Source organism: Roseomonas mucosa ATCC BAA-692, assembly GCF_000622225.1.
Classification (GTDB): domain Bacteria; phylum Pseudomonadota; class Alphaproteobacteria; order Acetobacterales; family Acetobacteraceae; genus Roseomonas; species Roseomonas mucosa.
Genome location: NZ_JHWD01000029.1, coordinates 12,469 through 29,824 on the forward strand (window position 1 = coordinate 12,469; position 17,356 = coordinate 29,824).

The window sequence follows — 17,356 nt, forward strand, 5'->3', positions numbered from 1 at the left end:
GGACAGCCCCATGCTGGTCTACGTCCAACGCCGTCTGCTGGCCGTCCTGCCGATCGCGCTGGGCGTGTCCATCATCTGCTTCCTGCTGGTCTATCTCGCACCCGGCGATCCGTTGCAGACCATGCTGCCGCCGGATGCGGATGCCGAGACGGTGGCGAAGCTGAAGCAGCTCTACGGCCTCGACCGACCGCTGCCGGTCCAGTACCTCTCCTGGCTCGGCAACGTGCTGACCGGCGATCTCGGGCGCTCCATCGCCACGGGGCGTCCGGTGCTGGAGGAGATCCTGCGCTCCCTCGGCAACACCGTGCTGCTGTCCCTGCTCGCGGTGCTGATCGCCTTCCCGGTGGCCCTCGCGCTCGGCGCCATCGCCGGCTACCGCGCCGGAAGCTGGCTGGACCGCATGGTCACCGGCACCGCCATCCTCGGCGTCTCGGTGCCGAACTACTGGCTCGGCATCGTGCTCGTGATCCTCTTCTCGGTGGAGGCGCAGATCCTGCCCGCCTCCGGCATGGGGCCGGGCGGCTCCGCCTCGATCGGCCTGCACACCGTGCCCTTCATGATCCTGCCGGTGATCACCCTGTCGATGATCCCGGTCGGCATCATCGCCCGCACCGCGCGCTCCGCGATCACCGAGGTGATGGCGCAGGAATTCGTCACCACCCTGCGCGCCAACGGGCTGCCGGAAAGCAAGGCGATCCGCCACGTGCTCAAGAACGCCCTGCCGCCGATCCTGGCGGTGATGGGGCTGCAGTTCGGCGCGCTGATGGGCGGCTCGATCCTGGTGGAGACGGTCTTCGCCTGGCCGGGCACCGGCTTCCTGCTCAGCAAGGCCATCCTGACGCGCGACATCCCCGTGCTCCAGGGGACCATCCTGGTCCTGGCCATGATCTTCGTGGTGACCAACCTCGCCGTCGATCTGGTGCAGACCGCCATCGACCCCCGAATCAAGCGTGTCTGAGGAGAGCGGCGCCATGAGCAGCACCACCGCCGGCCGGGCCTCCGCCGCGGCCGTTCCGGACAGCATTGGCCTTCCCAGGGTCCGCGGTTACTGGGGCACCGTCGGCTACCGCCTGCGCTACGACTACGTGACCATCTTCTTCGGCCTGGTCCTGCTGGCGATCGTCCTGCTGGCCGTGGCGGCGCCCTGGCTGGCGCCCTTCGATCCCTACAAGGAAAGCATCGTCCGCCGCCTGAAGCCCCCCGGCTACATGGGCCATGCCCTGGGCACGGACGAACTGGGGCGCGACATGCTCTCCCGCCTCCTCTACGGCGGGCGGCTGACGCTGCTGATGGGCTTCGTCCCCGTGGCCATCGCCACCGCGGTTGGCGGCGGGCTGGGCGTGCTGGCCGGCCTCGCCGGCGGCCGCGTCAACACGCTGATCATGCGGGTGATGGACGTCTTCTACGCCTTCCCCTCCATCCTGCTCGCGGTCGCCATCTCGGGGGCCATGGGCGGCGGCATCGGCAACGCCTTCATCGCCCTGTCCCTCGTCTTCATCCCGCCGCTCTGCCGCATCGCGGAAAGCGCCACCACCCAGGTCCGCTCGCTGGATTTCGTGGATGCGGCGCGCGCCACCGGCGCCGGCATCCACCTCGTGCTCTGGCACCATGTGCTGGGCAACGTGCTCGGCCCGGTGCTGGTCTATGCCTCCGGCATGATCAGCGTCGGCATCCTGCTCGGCTCGGGCCTCTCCTTCCTCGGCCTGGGCGTGAAGCCGCCGGAGCCTGACTGGGGCCTGATGCTGAACACGCTGCGCCAGTCGATCTACGTGAACCCGCTGGTCGCCGCCATGCCCGGCATCGCGATCTTCGTCACCTCGGTCAGCGTCAACATGGTCAGCGACGGGCTGCGCGCCGCCATGGATGTCCGGATCTGATGCGCATGAGCCAGACGAGCCTTTCCCCGGCCGCTTTCCACGACCCGCGCGACGTCGGCGGCCCGGCCCAGCCGCTGCTGGACGTGCGCAACCTGCAGAAGCACTTCCCGCTGCGCGGCGGCGCGCTGCAACGCGTCACCGGCCATGTCCGGGCGGTGGACGGCGTGTCCTTCCGCGTCATGAAGGGCGAGACGCTGGGCATCGTGGGCGAATCCGGCTGCGGCAAGTCCACCCTGGCACGGCTTCTCACCCGGCTGATCGTGCCCGACAGCGGCGACCAGATCTTCGATGGCGAGGAGGTCGCGGCCCCGCGCGGCATCTCGGTCGCCGCCATGCGCCGCCAGGTGCAGATGGTGTTCCAGGACTCCGCCTCCTCGCTGAATCCGCGCATGCCGATCCAGGGCTCCGTCGCCTTCGGTCCCATCGCCCATGGCGTGCCGAAGGCGGAGGCCCTGGCCCTGGCGCGGGAGCTGCTGCTGAAGGTCGGCCTGAACCCGGCCCTGTTCGGCCCGCGCTATCCGCACGAGCTTTCGGGCGGGCAGAAGCAGCGCGTGAACATCGCCCGCGCCCTGGCGCTGCGCCCGCGCATGGTGATCCTGGACGAAGCCGTCTCCGCCCTGGACAAGAGCGTCGAGGCACAGGTGCTGAACCTGCTGCGCACGCTGAAGCGGGAGCTGAGCCTCACCTACATCTTCATCAGCCACGACCTCAGCGTGGTGCGCTGGATCAGCGACCGCGTGCTGGTGATGTATCTGGGGCAGGTGGTGGAGATCGGCCCGGCCGAGGACATCTACCGTGCCCCGAAGCACCCCTACACGCGGGCGCTGCTGGCCTCCCATCCCTCCATGGACCCGGACCACCGGATGGAGGAGCCGCCGCTGACCGGCGATCCGCCCAACCCGATCAACCCGCCCTCCGGCTGCCGCTTCCGCACCCGCTGCCCCTTCGCCGAGGAGGTCTGCGCCGCGAGGATGCCGCAACTGGGCGACACCGACGCGCCCGGCGCGCATTGCGCCGCCTGCCACATCCAGGACCCGGGATCGGGGCACAGCCTGGCCGGGCGGGCGGATCTCGTCGCGGCACCGCTGGTGCATTGAGGGGAGGGGCGGGAATGAGCACGGCCGCACCGCTGGTCGAGGTCCAGGACCTCAATGTCCGCTTCGTGACGCGCGAGAGCAAGGTGCGCGCGGTCAACGGCGTCAGCTTCGCCATGGCGCCGGGCGAGGTGCTCTGCATGCTGGGCGAGAGCGGCTCCGGCAAGAGCGTCACCATGCGCGCCCTGATGCGCCTGCTGCCGCCGAAGCGCGCGGTGATCGACGGCAAGGTCCGCATCGCCGGCCAGGACGTGCTGGCGATGGGGGAGGGCGACCTGCGCCGCTTCCGCGGCGGCACCGTCTCCATGATCTTCCAGGAGCCGATGACCGCCTTCGACCCGGTGGCGCGGGTGGGCGACCAGATCGCCGAGGTCGTCGCCCTGCACAAGGGCGTCAGCCACAGGCAGGGCCTCGCCCGGGCGCTGGAGCTCTTCGACCTGGTGAAGATCCCCTCCGCCCAGCGCCGCCTCGACGCCTATCCCTTCGAGCTGTCCGGCGGCCTGCGCCAGCGCGCCATGATCGCCATGGCGCTGAGCTGCGAACCGAAGCTCCTGCTGGCCGACGAGCCCACCACCGCGCTGGACGCCACGGTGCAGATCCAGGTGCTGATCCTGCTGCGCCGCCTGCAGCAGGAGATGGGCATGTCGGTGATCTTCGTGACGCACGACCTGGGCGTCGCCGCCGAGATCGCCGACCGCGTGGCAGTGATGTATGCCGGACGCGTGGTGGAGACCGGCCCGGTGCGCGAGGTGCTGCGCGACCCGTTGCACCCCTATACCGCCGGCCTGCTCGCCTCCACCGTCCACAACCAGCCGCGCGACCGTGACCTGGAGACCATCCCCGGCGCCCCGCCCGACCTGCGCAACCTGCCGCCCGGCTGCAAGTTCGCCCCGCGCTGCTCCCTGGCCGCGGCGGAATGTCTGGACGGCGAGCCCTCCGCCCGCCATCCGGCCATCGGCCGCATGGCGCGCTGCGTGCGCGTGCCCGACGCCGTCCTCACCCCGGAATTCGCCTGACGCACAAGGGAGGGGCAGACTTCATGAACCAAACGCGGATTCCCGATTTCGTCCGCCAGCGCGTGCTGGCCAAGTTCGGCACCGAGCACCGCTTCGCTGATCTCGACCCGGCGCGCACCGCGCTGGTGGTGATCGACATGCAGAACGGCTATCTGGACCCCGGCCTGGCCCATGCCTTCGTACCGGGCGGCACCGATATCGTGCCGAACATCAACCACCTCGCCGCCACGCTGCGCGCGGCCGGCGGCGCGGTGTACTGGGTGCAGAACGCCTCGGACGAGGAATCCCGCATCGCCTGGTCGGTGCTGGAGGAATCCGTCTCCGAGGCGCAGCGCGCCGCCCGCGTCCGGTCCATGACGCCGGGCAGCCCCGGCCATGCCTTCTGGCCGGGTCTCGACATCCGGGCGGAGGACACGGTCGTCCCGAAGTTCCGCTACAGCGCCTTCATCCCCGGCGCGGCGAAGGGCGGGCCGGATTTCGCCGCCCTGCTGCGCGAGCGCGGCATCGAGACGCTGCTGATCACCGGAACGCTGACCAATATCTGCTGCGAGACTTCCGCCCGCGACGCGATGATGCTGAACTTCCGCGTCATCATGGTCTCGGACGGCAATGCCGCCGTGACCGACGAGGAGCACAACGCGTCTCTCATGAACATCTACCTGACCTTCGGCGACGTGATGAGCACCGCGGAGATCGAGGCCGCGATCGCCCGCAAGGCGGAGGCCGCGGCATGAGCCGGCCGCGCGTCGCCTTCATCGGCACCGGGGGCACCATCTCCTCCCTCGGCAAGGGGCCGCTGGACACGGTGGACTACGGCTCCACCGGCAACATGATGGATGCCGAGGGCATCCTCGCCCGCTTCCCCGAGGTGCAGCTCGTCGCCGATGTCTTCCCGGTGCCGTTCAGCGCCGTGCCCAGCCCGAACATCCATTTCCCGGAATGGAAGGCGCTGGTCCTGCTCTGCGACAAGGTCGTGGCGGAGAATCCCGGCCTTGCCGGCATCGTCATCGGCCACGGCACCGCCTCGCTGGAGGAAACCGCCTACGCCCTCCACCTCGCCGCCAAGGTGCCGGTGCCGATCGTGGTCACCGGCTCGCAGCGCCCGGCCTCCGCCCTGTCCACCGATGCCGGGCTGAACCTGGTGAACGCGGTGCGGGTCGCCGCCGATCCCGGAGCGCGCGGCCTGGGCGTCATGGTCCTGCTGAACGACGAGATCCAGTGCGCGCGCGAGGTCACCAAGACCTCCACCGGCCGGATGCAGACCTTCCGCTCGCCCGATTTCGGCGTGCTGGGGCAGGCGGATGGCGACCGGGTGGTCTGGTACCGCAGGCCGCTGCGGCTCGGGGCGCCGGAAACGGTCTTCGACATCCGCCCCCTCGATTCCCTGCCGCGGGTGGATATCAGCTACGCCTATGCCGGCGCCGACGGCACGGCGGTGCGCGCCTTCCTGGCCGCCGGGGCGAAGGGCATCGTTTCCGCCGGCTTCGCCCCCGGCTTCTGCGGCCCGGGCGACCTGGAGCCGCTGAAGCAGGCGGTGAAGGACGGGGTGATCGTCATCCAGTGCAGCCGCGCCGGCTCCGGCCGCGTCTTCCCCAGCACCAAACTGAAGGAATACGGCTTCCTGACCGCCGACAACCTCAACCCGCAGAAGGCGCGCATCCTCCTCGCCATGGCGCTGACCGTGACGCAGGACCCCGCTGAAGTGGCGAGGATCTTCGCTACCTACTAACCCCGGGGTTGTGTCTTCCCGGCCTCGGCGGCTGGCCAATCCCTTGCTGCGGTTGAGAAAAGCGGTACGCGACAGGTATTTGCCATGCTAGGCTGAGGCAAGGTCTCAGCTTGGGTTCCCTGATGTCGCGTGCCGCCACCGATCGCTCATCCTCTCCGAACGGGCGCTTTTCCGGCGCCGCCCAGCGCTTCGCCTCGCCGGCCGTGCGGGCGGCGATCCGGCGGCGCGGCGGGGAGTTCGTGGGCGTGCTGCTCGGCCTCGCCGGCCTGGCCCTGGTCGTGGCGCTGATCTCCTACAACCCTGCCGACCCTTCCCTTTCCACCGCCACGACGCGCGCTCCCCGGAATCTCGCCGGGCTGGTCGGCGCCATGCTTTCCGACGTGCTGCTGCAGGGCTTCGGCTGGGCCGGCTGGCTGCCGGCGGCCTGCCTGCTCTGCTGGGCGCTGCGCCTGGGCACGCACCGCAGCCTGAAGCCCTTCGCCGGCCGCGTCGCGGCGATGCTCGCCGCCCTGCCGGTGCTCGCCTCCGCCGCCATCCTGGCCGGCCTGCCCGCCTGGGGCTCGGTGCCACCGGGCGGGGCGGTCGGGCCGCTGGTGCGCGGTGCCGTGGACGGCGTCGCGCGCGGCTGGCTCGGCCCCTTCGGCGGCGTGGCCACCGGTGCGGCGACGGCGGTGCTGGGCCTGGTCTTCGGCTTCGTGGCCCTGGGCATCCCCCTCCTGTCCTGGCGCAGGGCGGGCATCAGCGCCGCGCGGGGCGGCGTGGCGGCCGCACGGGGCGGCGTCTCGCTCGGCGTGGAGATTTCCGAGCGCGCCGCGCGCCGCCGGGCCCGGATGGAGCGGAGCGGTTCCCGTGGCTTCGGGGAGATCCTCTCGCCCTTCCGCAACCTGGGTGGCCTGCTGTCGCGGCAGAGGCAGGCCTCGCCGGACCTGCAGCACCTGCTGAGCGCCGCCGATGACGCCGCCGCCCGCCGCCGCGCCGCCGCCGCCCGCCCCGGCCCGCGCATCCACCTGCCACCCGAGGACGCCCCCGCCCGGCAGGCGCCCCGCCCCGCCTGTTTCGAGCCGGAGGAAGAGGACGCGCCGGAGGAGGCGCCGAACCGCCCCCGCATCGCCATTCCCGGCCTGCGCGGGCGCCGCCCGGCGGAGGAGGTCGCGCCGCCCGTCCGCCGCATCGAGCCGCGCCTCGGCCGCGCGCCGGAGCCGGTGGTGGACGAGGACGAGGACGACCTGCCGCCGCCGCCGCCGCCCCGGACCGAGCGGGCCGCCCCGCCGCCCCGCCGCCCCGCGCCGCCGCCCCGGAACCTGCCGCCGGAACAGTTCGCCCTGCCGCCGCTCGATCTGCTGACCGAGGCGCCGCGCCGCCGCGACAACGGCCCGACCGAGGAGATGCTGCAGAACAACGCCCGCATGCTGGAAGGCGTGCTGGAGGATTACGGCGTGCGCGGCCGCATCGTGGAGGTGCGCCCCGGCCCCGTCGTCACGCTCTACGAGCTGGAGCCCGCCCCCGGCACCAAGTCCGCGCGCGTGATCGGCCTGGCCGACGACGTGGCGCGCAGCATGTCCGTCACCGCCGTCCGCATCGCCACGGTGCCCGGCCGCAACGTCATCGGCATCGAGATGCCGAACGCGAAGCGCGAGACGGTCTATCTGCGCGAACTGCTGGCCGACGAGGAATGGGGCCGGGCGCAGGGCCGCCTCAGCCTCGCCCTCGGCAAGGACATCGGCGGCGCCCCGGTGATCGCCGACCTCGCCACCATGCCGCACCTGCTGGTCGCCGGCACCACCGGCTCGGGCAAGTCGGTGGCGATCAACACCATGATCCTCAGCCTGCTCTACCGCTACGGGCCGGACGAGTGCCGCTTCATCATGATCGACCCGAAGATGCTGGAACTCTCGGTCTATGACCGCATCCCGCACCTCCTGGCCCCGGTGGTGACGGAAAGCCCCAAGGCGATCGGCGCGCTGAAATGGACGGTGCGGGAGATGGAGCGCCGCTACCGCGCCCTGTCGCAGCTCGGCGTGCGCAACATCGCCGGCTACAACAAGAAGGTCACCGCCGCCCGCGAGAAGGGCGAGCAGCTCACCCGCCGCGTGCAGACGGGCTTCGACCCCGACACGGGCAAGCCGGTCTTCGAGGACCAGCCCCTGGCGCTGGAGCCGCTGCCGATGATCGTCGTGGTCATCGACGAGATGGCCGACCTGATGGTGGTGGCAGGCAAGGAGATCGAGGCCTCGGTACAGCGCCTCGCCCAGATGGCCCGCGCCGCCGGCATCCATGTCATCATGGCGACGCAGCGCCCCTCGGTGGACGTCATCACCGGCGTCATCAAGGCGAACTTCCCCGCCCGCATCTCCTTCCAGGTCTCCTCGAAGATCGACAGCCGCACCATCCTGGGCGAGCAGGGCGCCGAGCAGCTTCTCGGCCAGGGCGACATGCTGTTCATGGCCGGCGTCGGCCGCATGAACCGCGTCCACGGCCCCTTCGTCTCGGATGCCGAGGTCGAGGCCATCGTCGAGTACCTGCGCGAGCAGGGCGAGCCCTCCTATATCGAGGAAGTCACCGAGGTCGAGGATGACGAGGCCCCCACCGGCGGCCCCGGCGGCGGGGAGGGCGGCGAGCGCGGCCTCTTCGAGCAGGCGGTGGACCTCGTGACGCGGGAGGGCAAGGCCAGCACCTCCTTTGTCCAGCGCCATCTCTCCATCGGCTACAACCGCGCCGCCAAGCTCATCGAGCAGATGGAGAAGGAGGGCATCGTCGGCCCCGCCAACCATGTCGGCAAGCGCGAGGTGCTGGTGCGCGGGCAAGACGACTGACGCCGATCACCCAGGGCAGGGCATGGCCGGGGACCCGCCCCCGGCCATGCCCTGCCGCAAGGAGCGGAGGAACCCCGCCATGCGCCGATCCACACGCCGTGCCCTCCTGACCGCCAGCCTGCTGGCCGCCGTCCCTATCCTGCCCGTCATGGCGCAGACCGGCAGCGCCGCGCCCCGGCTGGAGCCCAGCCGCGACGTCGCGGTCACCTACCGGACCCTTGGCGGCAAGCCGGAGCCCGTCGAGGCGCAATGGCTGGCCTCCGAGCGCCTGCTGCGCCTGGAACTGCCGCGCCAGAACGGCTGGGGCGTGCTGGACCGCCGCAGCGGCCAGGCGCGGCTGGTGATGGACAAGATGCGCCTCGTCACCGAGCTTCCGGCCGAGGAGTTGCAGAAGATGGGCCTGCCCGCCGATTTCGGGCCCGGCACGCGCTTCACGCGCGAGGGGCAGGCGAAGGTCGCCGGCCTCTCCTGCACCAACTGGCGCTACGAGGAACGCGATGCCAGCGGCCGCGCCTGCCTGACGGCGGATGGCGTGCTGCTGCGCGCCGAGGGCCAGGTCCAGGGCCGTCAGGGCGGCATCGAGGCCACCAGCGTCACCTATGCCCGCCAGGACCCGGACCGCTTCCGCATCCCCGCGGGCTACCAGACCCTGCAACTGCCACAGGGCTTGCCGCCTGGCCTCGCGCAGAACCTGCTGGGCGTCATTCCCGGCCTGAAGCGTTAGCCTGCCGGTCGCATCCGTCGCCACCGTCGCCCGCTCGGCGGTGGAGCGAGGGAGCGCCGCCCCGGGCTTCCCCGCGCAGGCGGGGAACAGACGGGCGAAAGGTAAGGAAGCCGCAACAATCCCGGCTTCCCCATGGCGGGCCATGGACATCCCCGGACGCGGCAGCCGCAAGATGTCCACCCGATGGCGCAACTCCGCCACCTTTCGCGTCAAGCGGGTGGACACGACAATTTTAAGTTGAAATCATTGCAGTTTCTCACTATAGTATAAAACATCCAGCACGAAACACGTCACTCGGGTCGATCTGGATCCAGGTCCAGATGTGGATGTATTTGGCCCATGCCCGTCATTGCGATTGTCGATGATCAGAATACGAATCGGCAAGTCTTTACAATGCTGGCCAAGTCGGTCACGCGGGACACCACGGCGGAAGCCTTCGCCGACCCCAACACCGCCCTGGCCTGGATCGCGCACCACCGTCCCGACCTGATCATCACCGACTACCGCATGCCCGGCATGGATGGGGCCGACTTCACCCGCTCCGTCCGCGCCATCGCCGGCTGCGCCGCGACCCCCATCCTCGTCATCACCGCCTATGACGACCCGAATTTCCGCATCCGGGCGCTGGAGGCCGGGGCGACCGGCTTCCTGCAGACGCCGATCAAGCACGCGGAGTTCCAGAACCAGGTCCGCGACCTGCTGGACGCCGCGCGCCACCCCTTTCCGCCGGCGCCAGCCAACGACCAGATCCAGGGTGCCGCCAGGGCTCCGGGAGCGCCACCGCAAAGGGCCGACCTGCTGGCCCAGGTCATCGACACGATGCCCGTGCTGGTCCACACCGCCGATCCGGAAGGCTATTGCCGCTTCGCCAATGCCGCCTATGCGCGCCATGTCGGCCGCGGCGTGGAGCAGTGCGCCGGGCTGCCGATGAAGGAGCTCACCGCGCGCGACCAGATCGAGCGCGACGTGCTGTTCGACCGCCTGGTCTTCGAGCGCGGCGCGCCGCTGCCGAGCTACGAGGAGAACTTCATCGACCGGGACGGCGTGCTGCGCACCCAGCTCACCACCAAGTCGCCGCTCCGCAACAGCATCGGCGAGGTGGTGAACGTGCTCACCACCTCCCTCGACATCACCGACCAGAAGAGCGCGCAGCGCCACCTGCACCACCTGGCCCGCCACGACGTCCTGACCGACCTGCCCAACCGCTCCCTGCTGGCGCAGCGGATCGAGGAAGGGATCGAACGCGCCGCACGCTCCGGGCGCCTCTGCGCGCTGCACTTCCTCGACCTCGACCGCTTCAAGAACGTGAACGACTCGCTGGGCCACGACTTCGGCGACCAGCTGCTGATCACCGTCGCCCGCATCCTGCGCATGCATGTGGGGGAGCACGACACGGTGGCCCGCCTCGGCGGCGACGAGTTCGCCATCCTGCAGGAAGGCATCTCCGACCCTCGCGAGGCCGCGACGCTGGCGGATTCGGTCGGCCATGTCCTGGCGGAGCCGATCCAGGTGCGCGGGCACCGGGTCAACATCAGCGCCAGCATCGGCATCACCGTCTGCGGCCGCGATTCCTCGAATATCGACGAGCTGCTGAAGAACGCCGACCTCGCCATGTACCAGGCGAAGGCCGAGGGGCGCCACGGCTACCGCTTCTTCCGCCCGGACCTGCGGCTCCGGCTGGAACAGGCGCAGTCGCTGGAGGCCGGGATCCGGGAAGGCGTCGCCAACGGCCAGTTCGTCCTGCACTACCAGCCGCAGGTCAGCCTGCATTCGGGCCAGGTGATCGGGCTGGAGGCCCTGCTGCGCTGGAACCGCCCCGGCCACGGCCTCTGCGCGCCCGCCGATTTCCTCAACGCCGCGGAAGACGGCGGGCTGATCGTGCTGCTGACCGAATGGGTGCTGAACGAGACCTGCACCCAGATCCGGCGCTGGGAGACGCAAGGCCTGCCGCCCCTGCGCGTCGCGATCAACGTCTCGCCCAACCAGTTCCGCCGGCAGGACGTGCACCGCATGGTGATGCAGGCCACCCAGGCCGCCGGCATCGACCCGTCGCGGCTGGAACTGGAACTGACCGAGGGCGTGGTGATGGACCGCAGCGCCAGCACCGCCCAGACCCTCGACGCGCTCCGCCGAGACGGCGTCAGCGTCGCGCTGGACGATTTCGGCACCGGCTTCTCCTGCCTGGACTACCTGCGCCACTTCCGGGTCAACCGGATCAAGATCGACCGCTCCTTCATCCAGAACCTGCCGCAGAAGCGCGAGGACGCCGCCATCGTGTGCGCCATCATCGGCCTCGCACGCGGCCTGGGCGTCACCACGGTGGCGGAAGGGGTGGAGAATCCGGAAATCCTCGACCGCCTGCGCCAGGAAGGCTGCGACGAGGCCCAGGGCTTCTACCTGGGCCGCCCCGTGCCGGCTGGCGAATGGGAAACCTGGTTCCGCCGCCTGCCCTCGTTGCGCCACCCCCTGCTCTGAGGGGCTTCCCCAGGGACAGCGCGACGCCAAAGCCGTGAAGCGCGGCCGGCGCCCCGATCAGCCGCGCAGGCGTTCCTCCAGCGGCGCCTTCTGCCGTTCCACCACTTCCGCCAGCGGGTCCTCGCCCTTCAGCCCGCGCAGTGTCGCGCCGGACATGTAGGCGGCGCGGCCGAGAAGCTGTGCCGCGACCGGCAGGGTGAGCAGCAGGAAGAGGATCGTCAGCACGCCGGTCGGCAGCTTCACGGCATCGCCCGCCAGCAGCGCGCCGACCAGCACCAGCATGGTGCCCAGCGTGCCGGCCTTGGTGCCGGCATGCATGCGCTGGAAGGCATCGGGCAGGCGCACCACGCCGATGGCGGCGATGCAGAGGAAGGCCGTGCCCAGGATCATCAGGATGGCGGCGATCATCGCTGGCTTCCCTTGCGTTCCAGGAAGGCGGCGAAGGCGCAGGTGGCGACGAAGTTCACCAGCGCGATCACCAGCCCGACATCGAGGAAGGCGCTGCGCCCGGTGGCCAGGGCCGTCATGGCGGCAAAGGCCACGGCGACGGCGGTGAGCATGTCCAGCGCCACGAAACGGTCGGCGAAGCCCGGTCCCGCGATCATGCGATAGGCAGCGAGGCCCAGCGGCAGCACCAGGACGAAAGCCAGCAGCCCGGCGAGGGTCTCGATCCCGTCCATGCTCATCGTCCCCCCTCCATCATCAGGATCCAGCGCTCGTAGAGGCGCTTGAACTGCGCGATGACCTCCTCGTCCCTCCGCGCGTCCAGCACATGCACGTAGAAGCGCCGTAGGTCGTCCGAGACGTGCAGGCAGGTGGAGCCCGGCGTCAGCGAGACGCAATAGGCGAAGAGCGCCACGCCCCAGCGCGTGCGCGCCTCCACCGGCACCACCACGATGGCCGGCAGCGGCTGGGCATAGGGCGAGAGCACGATGCGCGCCACGGAGAGGGAGGAGGCCACCAGGTCCCACAGGAAGGTGGCGACCAGGCAGAGCAGCGCCCAGAGGCGGAGGGGCAGGCGAAGCAGGCTCATGCGCCGCCTCCCGCCGGCGCCGCCCCTGGCACCATCCCACGGGCCGCCTCGCGCGCGAAGGCGCTGAGCGGCTCCACCCCGATTCCCATGGCGAGGATCAGGAAGGCCAGGATGCCCATGGCCGCCAGCATCGCGGGCGGCACGCGACGCGGCGCGCGGCCGCTGCCGGGCGCCTTCCAGAAGGCCTCCACCCAGATCTGGCTCATGGAATAGACGGTGACGAAGCCGGTCGCGAGCAGGACCAGCGCCAGCAAGGCGCCGCCCGACAGGAAACCCGCCTGCACCAGCACGAACTTGCCCCAGAAGCCGGAGAAGGGCGGAATCCCGGCCAGCGACAGGGCCGGGACGGCGAAATACACGGCCAGCATCGGCTGCCGCTTCATCAGCCCGCCGCAGCGGTTCAGGTCGGTGCTGCCATTGGCCCGCGCGATGGCCCCGGCGGCGAAGAACAGGCTCGTCGTCACCAGGATGGAATGCAGCATGTAGAGGATGGCGGCGGCGAGCCCCGCCAGGCTGGCCAGCGCCAGCCCCATCATCATCGTGCCGATCGAGGCGACGATCTGGAAGGCCAGGATGCGCCGCGTGTCCTCCTGCGCCATGGCGCCCAGCACGCCCAGCACCATGGTCGCCGCCGCCAGCAGCCCCAGCATGGGCGCGAGGCCCGGGATGACCGGCGCCGTGCCCAGTCCGAAGACCAGCACCAGCACGCGCAGGCAGGCATAGAAGCCGACCTTGGTCAGCAGCCCGGCCATGCCCGCCAGCACCGTCATCGGCGCGGTGGGATAGGCCGCCGGCAGCCAGGAGAAGAAGGGAAAGAGCCCCGCCTTCAGCCCGAAGCCGGACAGCAGCAGGAAGGCGGAGGCCACCAGCGCCAGGCTCGGCGCGCGGCCGTTCAGGGCGCGGGACAGGTCGGCCATGTTCAGCGTCCCCGCCTCGCCGAAGAGCAGCGCGATGCCGAGCAGCATGAAGGCCGCGCCCAGCATGCTCAGCGCGGCATAGCGGATAGCCCCGTCGATCTGCGCCCGCCGCCGGTCGAGCACGGTGAGGCCCAACGCCGTCACCAGCATCAGCTCGAACCAGACATAGAGGTTGAACAGGTCGCCGGTCAGGAAGGCGCCGTTCACCGCCGCCAGCATGGCCAGGAACAGCGCGTCGAAGCCGCTGGCGCGGCGGCGCGGCCCGATATCCGCCCGGGCATAGATGGCCACCACCAGCCCGACGATGCCCGTGAAGACGGACAGCATCGCCCCCAGCCGGTCGGCGGTGAAGCTCACGCCGAAGGAGCGCGGCCAGCCGCCGAAGCCGACCGTCAGCGGCCCGTTCTGCGACACCTCGGCCAGCAGGCCGAGCGAGGCGGCGAGCATCAGCCCGGTGGCCGCCTCCATCGTGGCGCGCTGCCAGTCCGGGCGGTGGCGCAGCACGGCGCAGAGCGCCGCGGCCAGCAGCGTGCCCACCACCGGCCAGAGCAGGAGGATGCCGGGAACGAGGTCAGCGCGCATCGGCGTCCTCCTCGTCCTCGGGGAAGGGGGGCTCGGCGGCGGCGATCCGGGCGCCGTTGATCGTGCCCTCGCCGCGCCAAGCGCGCAGCACCAGCGTCATCAGCACCACGGTCAGGGCGAAGCCGATCACGATGGCGGTCAGCACCAGCGCCTGGGGCAGGGGATCGGCGGACAGCCCCAGCACCTTCTCCCCATCGGGGATCAGCGGCGGCTGGTCCGAGCGCAGCCGCCCGGTCATGAACAGCACGAGGTTCACCGCCGTGGACAGCAGCGCCAGCCCCAGGGCCAGCCGCGCCAGGTTGCGCGACAGCGCCATGTAGAGGCCGCATCCGGCCAGGGCGGCGGCCACGAAGGCGGTCAGCAGGTTCATCGCTCGGCCTCCCGTTGCAGCCCGAAGAGGAAGGCCAGCACCCCGCCCAGCACCACGGCGAAGACGCCCAGGTCGAAGAGCAGCGTCGTGCCCTGCTTGACGGCGAGGCCGAACAGGTCGGCCTCCACCCAGAGATGCTTCATGTAGCTGCCATGGGCGAGCAGCCCCGGCACGCCGCTCAGCACCGCCAGCCCCATCCCCAGCCCGACCAGCACCATGGGATGCAGCCGCAATGCCGCCCGCGCCCGCTCCACGCCCCCCGCCAGGGCGAGCATGGCGAAGGCCAGCGCGGCCACCAGCCCGCCGACGAAGCCGCCACCGGGCTGGTTGTGCCCGCGCAGCAGGATCATCACCGCCGCCAGCAGCAGCAGCGCGAAGAAGGCACGGCTGGTGGCGGCCAGGATGAAGGCGGCCGGCCTTTCCCGCGCCGGGGCGGGACCGGCCTTCAGCAGCGACCAGGCCATCAGCGCCGACATGCCGATCACCACCGTCTCGCCCAGCGTGTCGAAGCCGCGGAAATCCACCAGGATCACGTTGACCACGTTCTGGCCGAAGGCGGCGGCATAGCTCTGCGCGCCGTAGAAGCCGGACACCGTGGTATCCGCCGGCCCGGCCATCATGTCGGCACTCGCCAGGAAGACCAGCGCGGCGAAGCAGCAGGACAGCAGGATGTCGTGCTGCCGCTCCGCCCGGTTGCGCGTCGCCGGCGCCGCGAGCGGCAGCACCAGCAGCACGGCGGTCAGCAGCACGACGATCAGCGCCTCCACCGAGAACTGCGTCAGCGCCAGGTCCGGCGCGCCGTTGCGCAGGAAGACCAGCGCCACCGCCAGCCCCACCAGCCCCACCGCCACCAGCGCGGACAGCAGGGAGCGCGCGCGGGCGGCGGCGAAGCCTCCGGCCAGCCCGACCAGCAGGATGGCGGCGGTGGCCGGGTCGGGATGGCCGAATGCCGGCCAGCGCGGCACCGTGCCCGCCCGCACCGCGCCGAAAAGGCAGAGCGCCATGGCCGAGGCCGCACCGAGCCAGAGATAGCGCCGCAGGTCGCCGTTCTGCACGAAGCGGGTGAGCCGCCCGGCGAAGCCGACCAGCCCGCGCATCAGCGCGTCGTAGCCGATCTCGGCGGCATAGTGGTCGATGGGCTGGAGCGCCAGCAGCCAGCTATGGATCGAGCGCCAGAAGGCGACGATCACGGCACCGATCGCCACCACCACCACGCTCAGCATCAGCATCGGCGTCAGCCCGTGCCAAAGCTCGACCTTGACCTCCACCGGCGCGCCATAGATCGCCAGCACCGCCGGATTCAGCACGTTGTCGCGCACCCAGTCGGGCTCCAGGCTGATGGCGAGGCCCAGCAGCGACAGCAGCAGCGGCCCCAGCGTCAGCCCCACTGTCTCGCCATGCCTGACCTCGGTGATCTTGCCGCGCCCGAGAAAGAAGGGCCGCAGCGAGACCACCCCGGCCACGCCCACCATCACCGCGTTCACCAGCACCGCGATGGCCACCGGCACGGCGTCCCAGGAGCTCTGGATCTGCGCCTCGAACAGGAACTCCTTGGAGATGAAGCCGATGAAGGGCGGCAGCCCGGCCATGGAAAGGCTGGCCAGGCTCGCCGCCACCGCCGTCAGCGGCAGGAAGCGCACCAGCCCGCCCATCTGCCGCAGATGCGACTTGCCGGTGGCGTGGATGGCATTGCCCGCGCAGAAGAACAGCGCCGCCTTGTAGAGCGCATGCGCCAGGATGAAGCCCACGGTCGCCACGCTGGCCATCGGCCCGTCCAGACCGATCAGCATCACCAGGATGCCCAGCGAGGCGACGGTGGAATAGGCCAGCGCCGCCTTGAAGCCCTGCGCCCGCAGCGCCTGCACCCCCGCCACCAGCATGGTCGCCGCGGCGAAGCCGATCAGGATGCTGCGCCCGCCTGGAACCTCGGCGAAGAACCCCTCGAACCGCGCCAGCAGGTAGATGCCCAGCTTCACCATCGTGGCCGAATGCAGATAGGCCGAGGCCGGTGTCGGCGCCTGCATCGCGTTGGGCAGCCAGAAGTGGAAGGGGAACTGCGCCGACTTGGTGAAGCCGCCGAGCAGCAGCCCGATCACGATCAGGGCGGCCCAGGGGCTCCGCGCCAGCTCCTCCACCCGGCCGGTCGCCCCGGAGAAGCTGAAGCTGCCCAGGGTGACCCCGATCAGCACGATGGCGCAAAGCAGCCCCAGCCCGCCGCCCACCGTCACCTGCAGGGATTGCAGCGCCGAGCGGCGCGAGGCCGGGCTCTTGCCGTCGAAGCCCACCAGCAGAAAGGACAGGATGCTGGTGGCCTCCCAGAACATGAAGAAGACCAGCAGGTTGTCCGACAGCACCGCCCCCAGCATGGCGGTCATGAAGAGCAGGATCAGGGTGAAGAAGCGCGCCCGGTCGCCCGGCGACTTCTCCGCCATGTAGGACCCGGCATAGACCACCACCAGCGTGCCGATACCGGTGATCAGCAGCGCGAAGAGAAAGGAGAAGCCGTCCAGCCGGAAGGCCAGCTCCACCCCTAGCGACGGCGCCCAGGGCAGCCGCGTCTCCGCGGCGCCGCCCCCGGCGATCAGTGGCGCGAAGCTCAGGAACATCCCGAAGAGCCCCGCCGGCAGCAGCGCCAGCCCCCAGCCGCCGGCGCGGCCGAGCAGGCGCGACACGGGCGCGGCCAGGCAGGCCCCGGCCACGGCGATCAGCAGGATCAGCGGCAGCAC

At 70.8% G+C, this 17,356-nt stretch carries 15 protein-coding genes; 9 read left to right on the forward strand and 6 right to left on the reverse strand.

The features are described from left to right. Nucleotides 1–10 precede the first annotated feature (10 nt). The 9 genes from BT98_RS0117415 (at nt 11) to BT98_RS0117455 (ending at nt 11,728) form a co-directional block, all read left to right on the forward strand. Nucleotides 11–958, forward strand: coding sequence for an ABC transporter permease (locus BT98_RS0117415; protein ID WP_019461387.1), 948 nt, complete (start codon nt 11–13; stop codon nt 956–958). A 13-nt stretch (nt 959–971) separates the two neighbouring features. Beyond that, nucleotides 972–1,877, forward strand: a complete 906-nt coding sequence (locus tag BT98_RS0117420; protein ID WP_019461388.1) for an ABC transporter permease — start codon at nt 972–974, stop codon at nt 1,875–1,877. Nucleotides 1,878–1,882: 5 nt separating this feature from the next. Beyond that, entirely contained in the window at nt 1,883–2,974 is a 1,092-nt protein-coding gene (locus BT98_RS0117425; protein ID WP_037251413.1) for an ABC transporter ATP-binding protein, read from the forward strand. A 14-nt stretch (nt 2,975–2,988) separates the two neighbouring features. Continuing rightward, complete coding sequence (locus BT98_RS0117430; RefSeq protein ID WP_019461390.1) at nt 2,989–3,987, forward strand: ABC transporter ATP-binding protein; 999 nt, start codon at nt 2,989–2,991, stop codon at nt 3,985–3,987. Nucleotides 3,988–4,010: 23 nt separating this feature from the next. Continuing rightward, on the forward strand, nt 4,011–4,721 hold the full coding sequence (locus BT98_RS0117435) for an isochorismatase family protein (RefSeq protein ID WP_019461391.1): 711 nt from the start codon (nt 4,011–4,013) through the stop codon (nt 4,719–4,721). After that, nucleotides 4,718–5,716, forward strand: a complete 999-nt coding sequence (locus tag BT98_RS0117440; protein ID WP_019461392.1) for an asparaginase — start codon at nt 4,718–4,720, stop codon at nt 5,714–5,716. The genes BT98_RS0117435 and BT98_RS0117440 overlap by 4 nt, the downstream gene beginning before the upstream one ends. A 122-nt stretch (nt 5,717–5,838) precedes the next feature. After that, nucleotides 5,839–8,529: a DNA translocase FtsK gene (locus tag BT98_RS0117445; protein ID WP_019461393.1), complete on the forward strand. Its 2,691-nt coding sequence runs from the start codon at nt 5,839–5,841 to the stop codon at nt 8,527–8,529. Between the two features lie 79 nt (nt 8,530–8,608). Then, nucleotides 8,609–9,253, forward strand: a complete 645-nt coding sequence (locus tag BT98_RS0117450) for a hypothetical protein (RefSeq protein WP_019461394.1) — start codon at nt 8,609–8,611, stop codon at nt 9,251–9,253. Nucleotides 9,254–9,592: 339 nt separating this feature from the next. Continuing rightward, nucleotides 9,593–11,728 (forward strand): putative bifunctional diguanylate cyclase/phosphodiesterase, encoded by a 2,136-nt coding sequence (locus BT98_RS0117455; protein ID WP_026033244.1) that lies wholly within the window; start codon nt 9,593–9,595, stop codon nt 11,726–11,728. Nucleotides 11,729–11,785: 57 nt separating this feature from the next. Here BT98_RS0117455 and mnhG read toward each other — a convergent pair whose 3' ends face one another. Genes mnhG through mbhE form a run of 6 tightly spaced genes read right to left on the reverse strand, consistent with a single transcriptional unit; the run spans nt 11,786 to nt 17,356 of the window. Then, nucleotides 11,786–12,136 carry a monovalent cation/H(+) antiporter subunit G gene (gene mnhG, locus BT98_RS0117460; protein WP_019461396.1) on the reverse strand — a complete coding sequence of 117 codons (351 nt, stop codon included), beginning with the start codon at nt 12,134–12,136 and terminating at the stop codon, nt 11,786–11,788. Continuing rightward, on the reverse strand, nt 12,133–12,414 hold the full coding sequence (locus BT98_RS0117465) for a monovalent cation/H+ antiporter complex subunit F (RefSeq protein ID WP_019461397.1): 282 nt from the start codon (nt 12,412–12,414) through the stop codon (nt 12,133–12,135). The genes mnhG and BT98_RS0117465 overlap by 4 nt, the downstream gene beginning before the upstream one ends. Beyond that, complete coding sequence (locus tag BT98_RS0117470) at nt 12,411–12,761, reverse strand: Na+/H+ antiporter subunit E (RefSeq protein ID WP_019461398.1); 351 nt, start codon at nt 12,759–12,761, stop codon at nt 12,411–12,413. The genes BT98_RS0117465 and BT98_RS0117470 overlap by 4 nt, the downstream gene beginning before the upstream one ends. After that, nucleotides 12,758–14,260 carry a proton-conducting transporter transmembrane domain-containing protein gene (locus tag BT98_RS0117475; RefSeq protein WP_019461399.1) on the reverse strand — a complete coding sequence of 501 codons (1,503 nt, stop codon included), beginning with the start codon at nt 14,258–14,260 and terminating at the stop codon, nt 12,758–12,760. Before BT98_RS0117475 ends, BT98_RS0117470 begins: the two co-directional genes overlap by 4 nt. Then, nucleotides 14,250–14,630 (reverse strand): sodium:proton antiporter, encoded by a 381-nt coding sequence (locus tag BT98_RS24920; protein ID WP_019461400.1) that lies wholly within the window; start codon nt 14,628–14,630, stop codon nt 14,250–14,252. The genes BT98_RS0117475 and BT98_RS24920 overlap by 11 nt, the downstream gene beginning before the upstream one ends. Further along, the gene (gene mbhE / locus BT98_RS0117485) at nt 14,627–17,356 is read right to left on the reverse strand and encodes a hydrogen gas-evolving membrane-bound hydrogenase subunit E (RefSeq protein WP_019461401.1); all 2,730 of its coding nucleotides are present in this window, start codon (nt 17,354–17,356) and stop codon (nt 14,627–14,629) included. The genes BT98_RS24920 and mbhE overlap by 4 nt, the downstream gene beginning before the upstream one ends.

What these genes read in the sequence shown, in the direction of transcription:
- BT98_RS0117430 (WP_019461390.1), top strand. Translation starts at nt 2,989, where the DNA reads ATGAGCACGGCCGCACCGCTGGTCGAGGTCCAGGACCTCAATGTCCGC.
- BT98_RS0117420 (WP_019461388.1), top strand. Translation starts at nt 972, where the DNA reads ATGAGCAGCACCACCGCCGGCCGGGCCTCCGCCGCGGCCGTTCCGGAC.
- BT98_RS24920 (WP_019461400.1), bottom strand. Translation starts at nt 14,630, where the DNA reads ATGAACCTGCTGACCGCCTTCGTGGCCGCCGCCCTGGCCGGATGCGGC.
- BT98_RS0117455 (WP_026033244.1), top strand. Translation starts at nt 9,593, where the DNA reads ATGCCCGTCATTGCGATTGTCGATGATCAGAATACGAATCGGCAAGTC.
- BT98_RS0117425 (WP_037251413.1), top strand. Translation starts at nt 1,883, where the DNA reads ATGAGCCAGACGAGCCTTTCCCCGGCCGCTTTCCACGACCCGCGCGAC.
- BT98_RS0117450 (WP_019461394.1), top strand. Translation starts at nt 8,609, where the DNA reads ATGCGCCGATCCACACGCCGTGCCCTCCTGACCGCCAGCCTGCTGGCC.
- BT98_RS0117470 (WP_019461398.1), bottom strand. Translation starts at nt 12,761, where the DNA reads ATGAGCCTGCTTCGCCTGCCCCTCCGCCTCTGGGCGCTGCTCTGCCTG.
- mnhG (WP_019461396.1), bottom strand. Translation starts at nt 12,136, where the DNA reads ATGATCGCCGCCATCCTGATGATCCTGGGCACGGCCTTCCTCTGCATC.
- BT98_RS0117415 (WP_019461387.1), top strand. Translation starts at nt 11, where the DNA reads ATGCTGGTCTACGTCCAACGCCGTCTGCTGGCCGTCCTGCCGATCGCG.
- BT98_RS0117440 (WP_019461392.1), top strand. Translation starts at nt 4,718, where the DNA reads ATGAGCCGGCCGCGCGTCGCCTTCATCGGCACCGGGGGCACCATCTCC.
- BT98_RS0117465 (WP_019461397.1), bottom strand. Translation starts at nt 12,414, where the DNA reads ATGAGCATGGACGGGATCGAGACCCTCGCCGGGCTGCTGGCTTTCGTC.
- BT98_RS0117475 (WP_019461399.1), bottom strand. Translation starts at nt 14,260, where the DNA reads ATGCGCGCTGACCTCGTTCCCGGCATCCTCCTGCTCTGGCCGGTGGTG.
- BT98_RS0117435 (WP_019461391.1), top strand. Translation starts at nt 4,011, where the DNA reads ATGAACCAAACGCGGATTCCCGATTTCGTCCGCCAGCGCGTGCTGGCC.
- BT98_RS0117445 (WP_019461393.1), top strand. Translation starts at nt 5,839, where the DNA reads ATGTCGCGTGCCGCCACCGATCGCTCATCCTCTCCGAACGGGCGCTTT.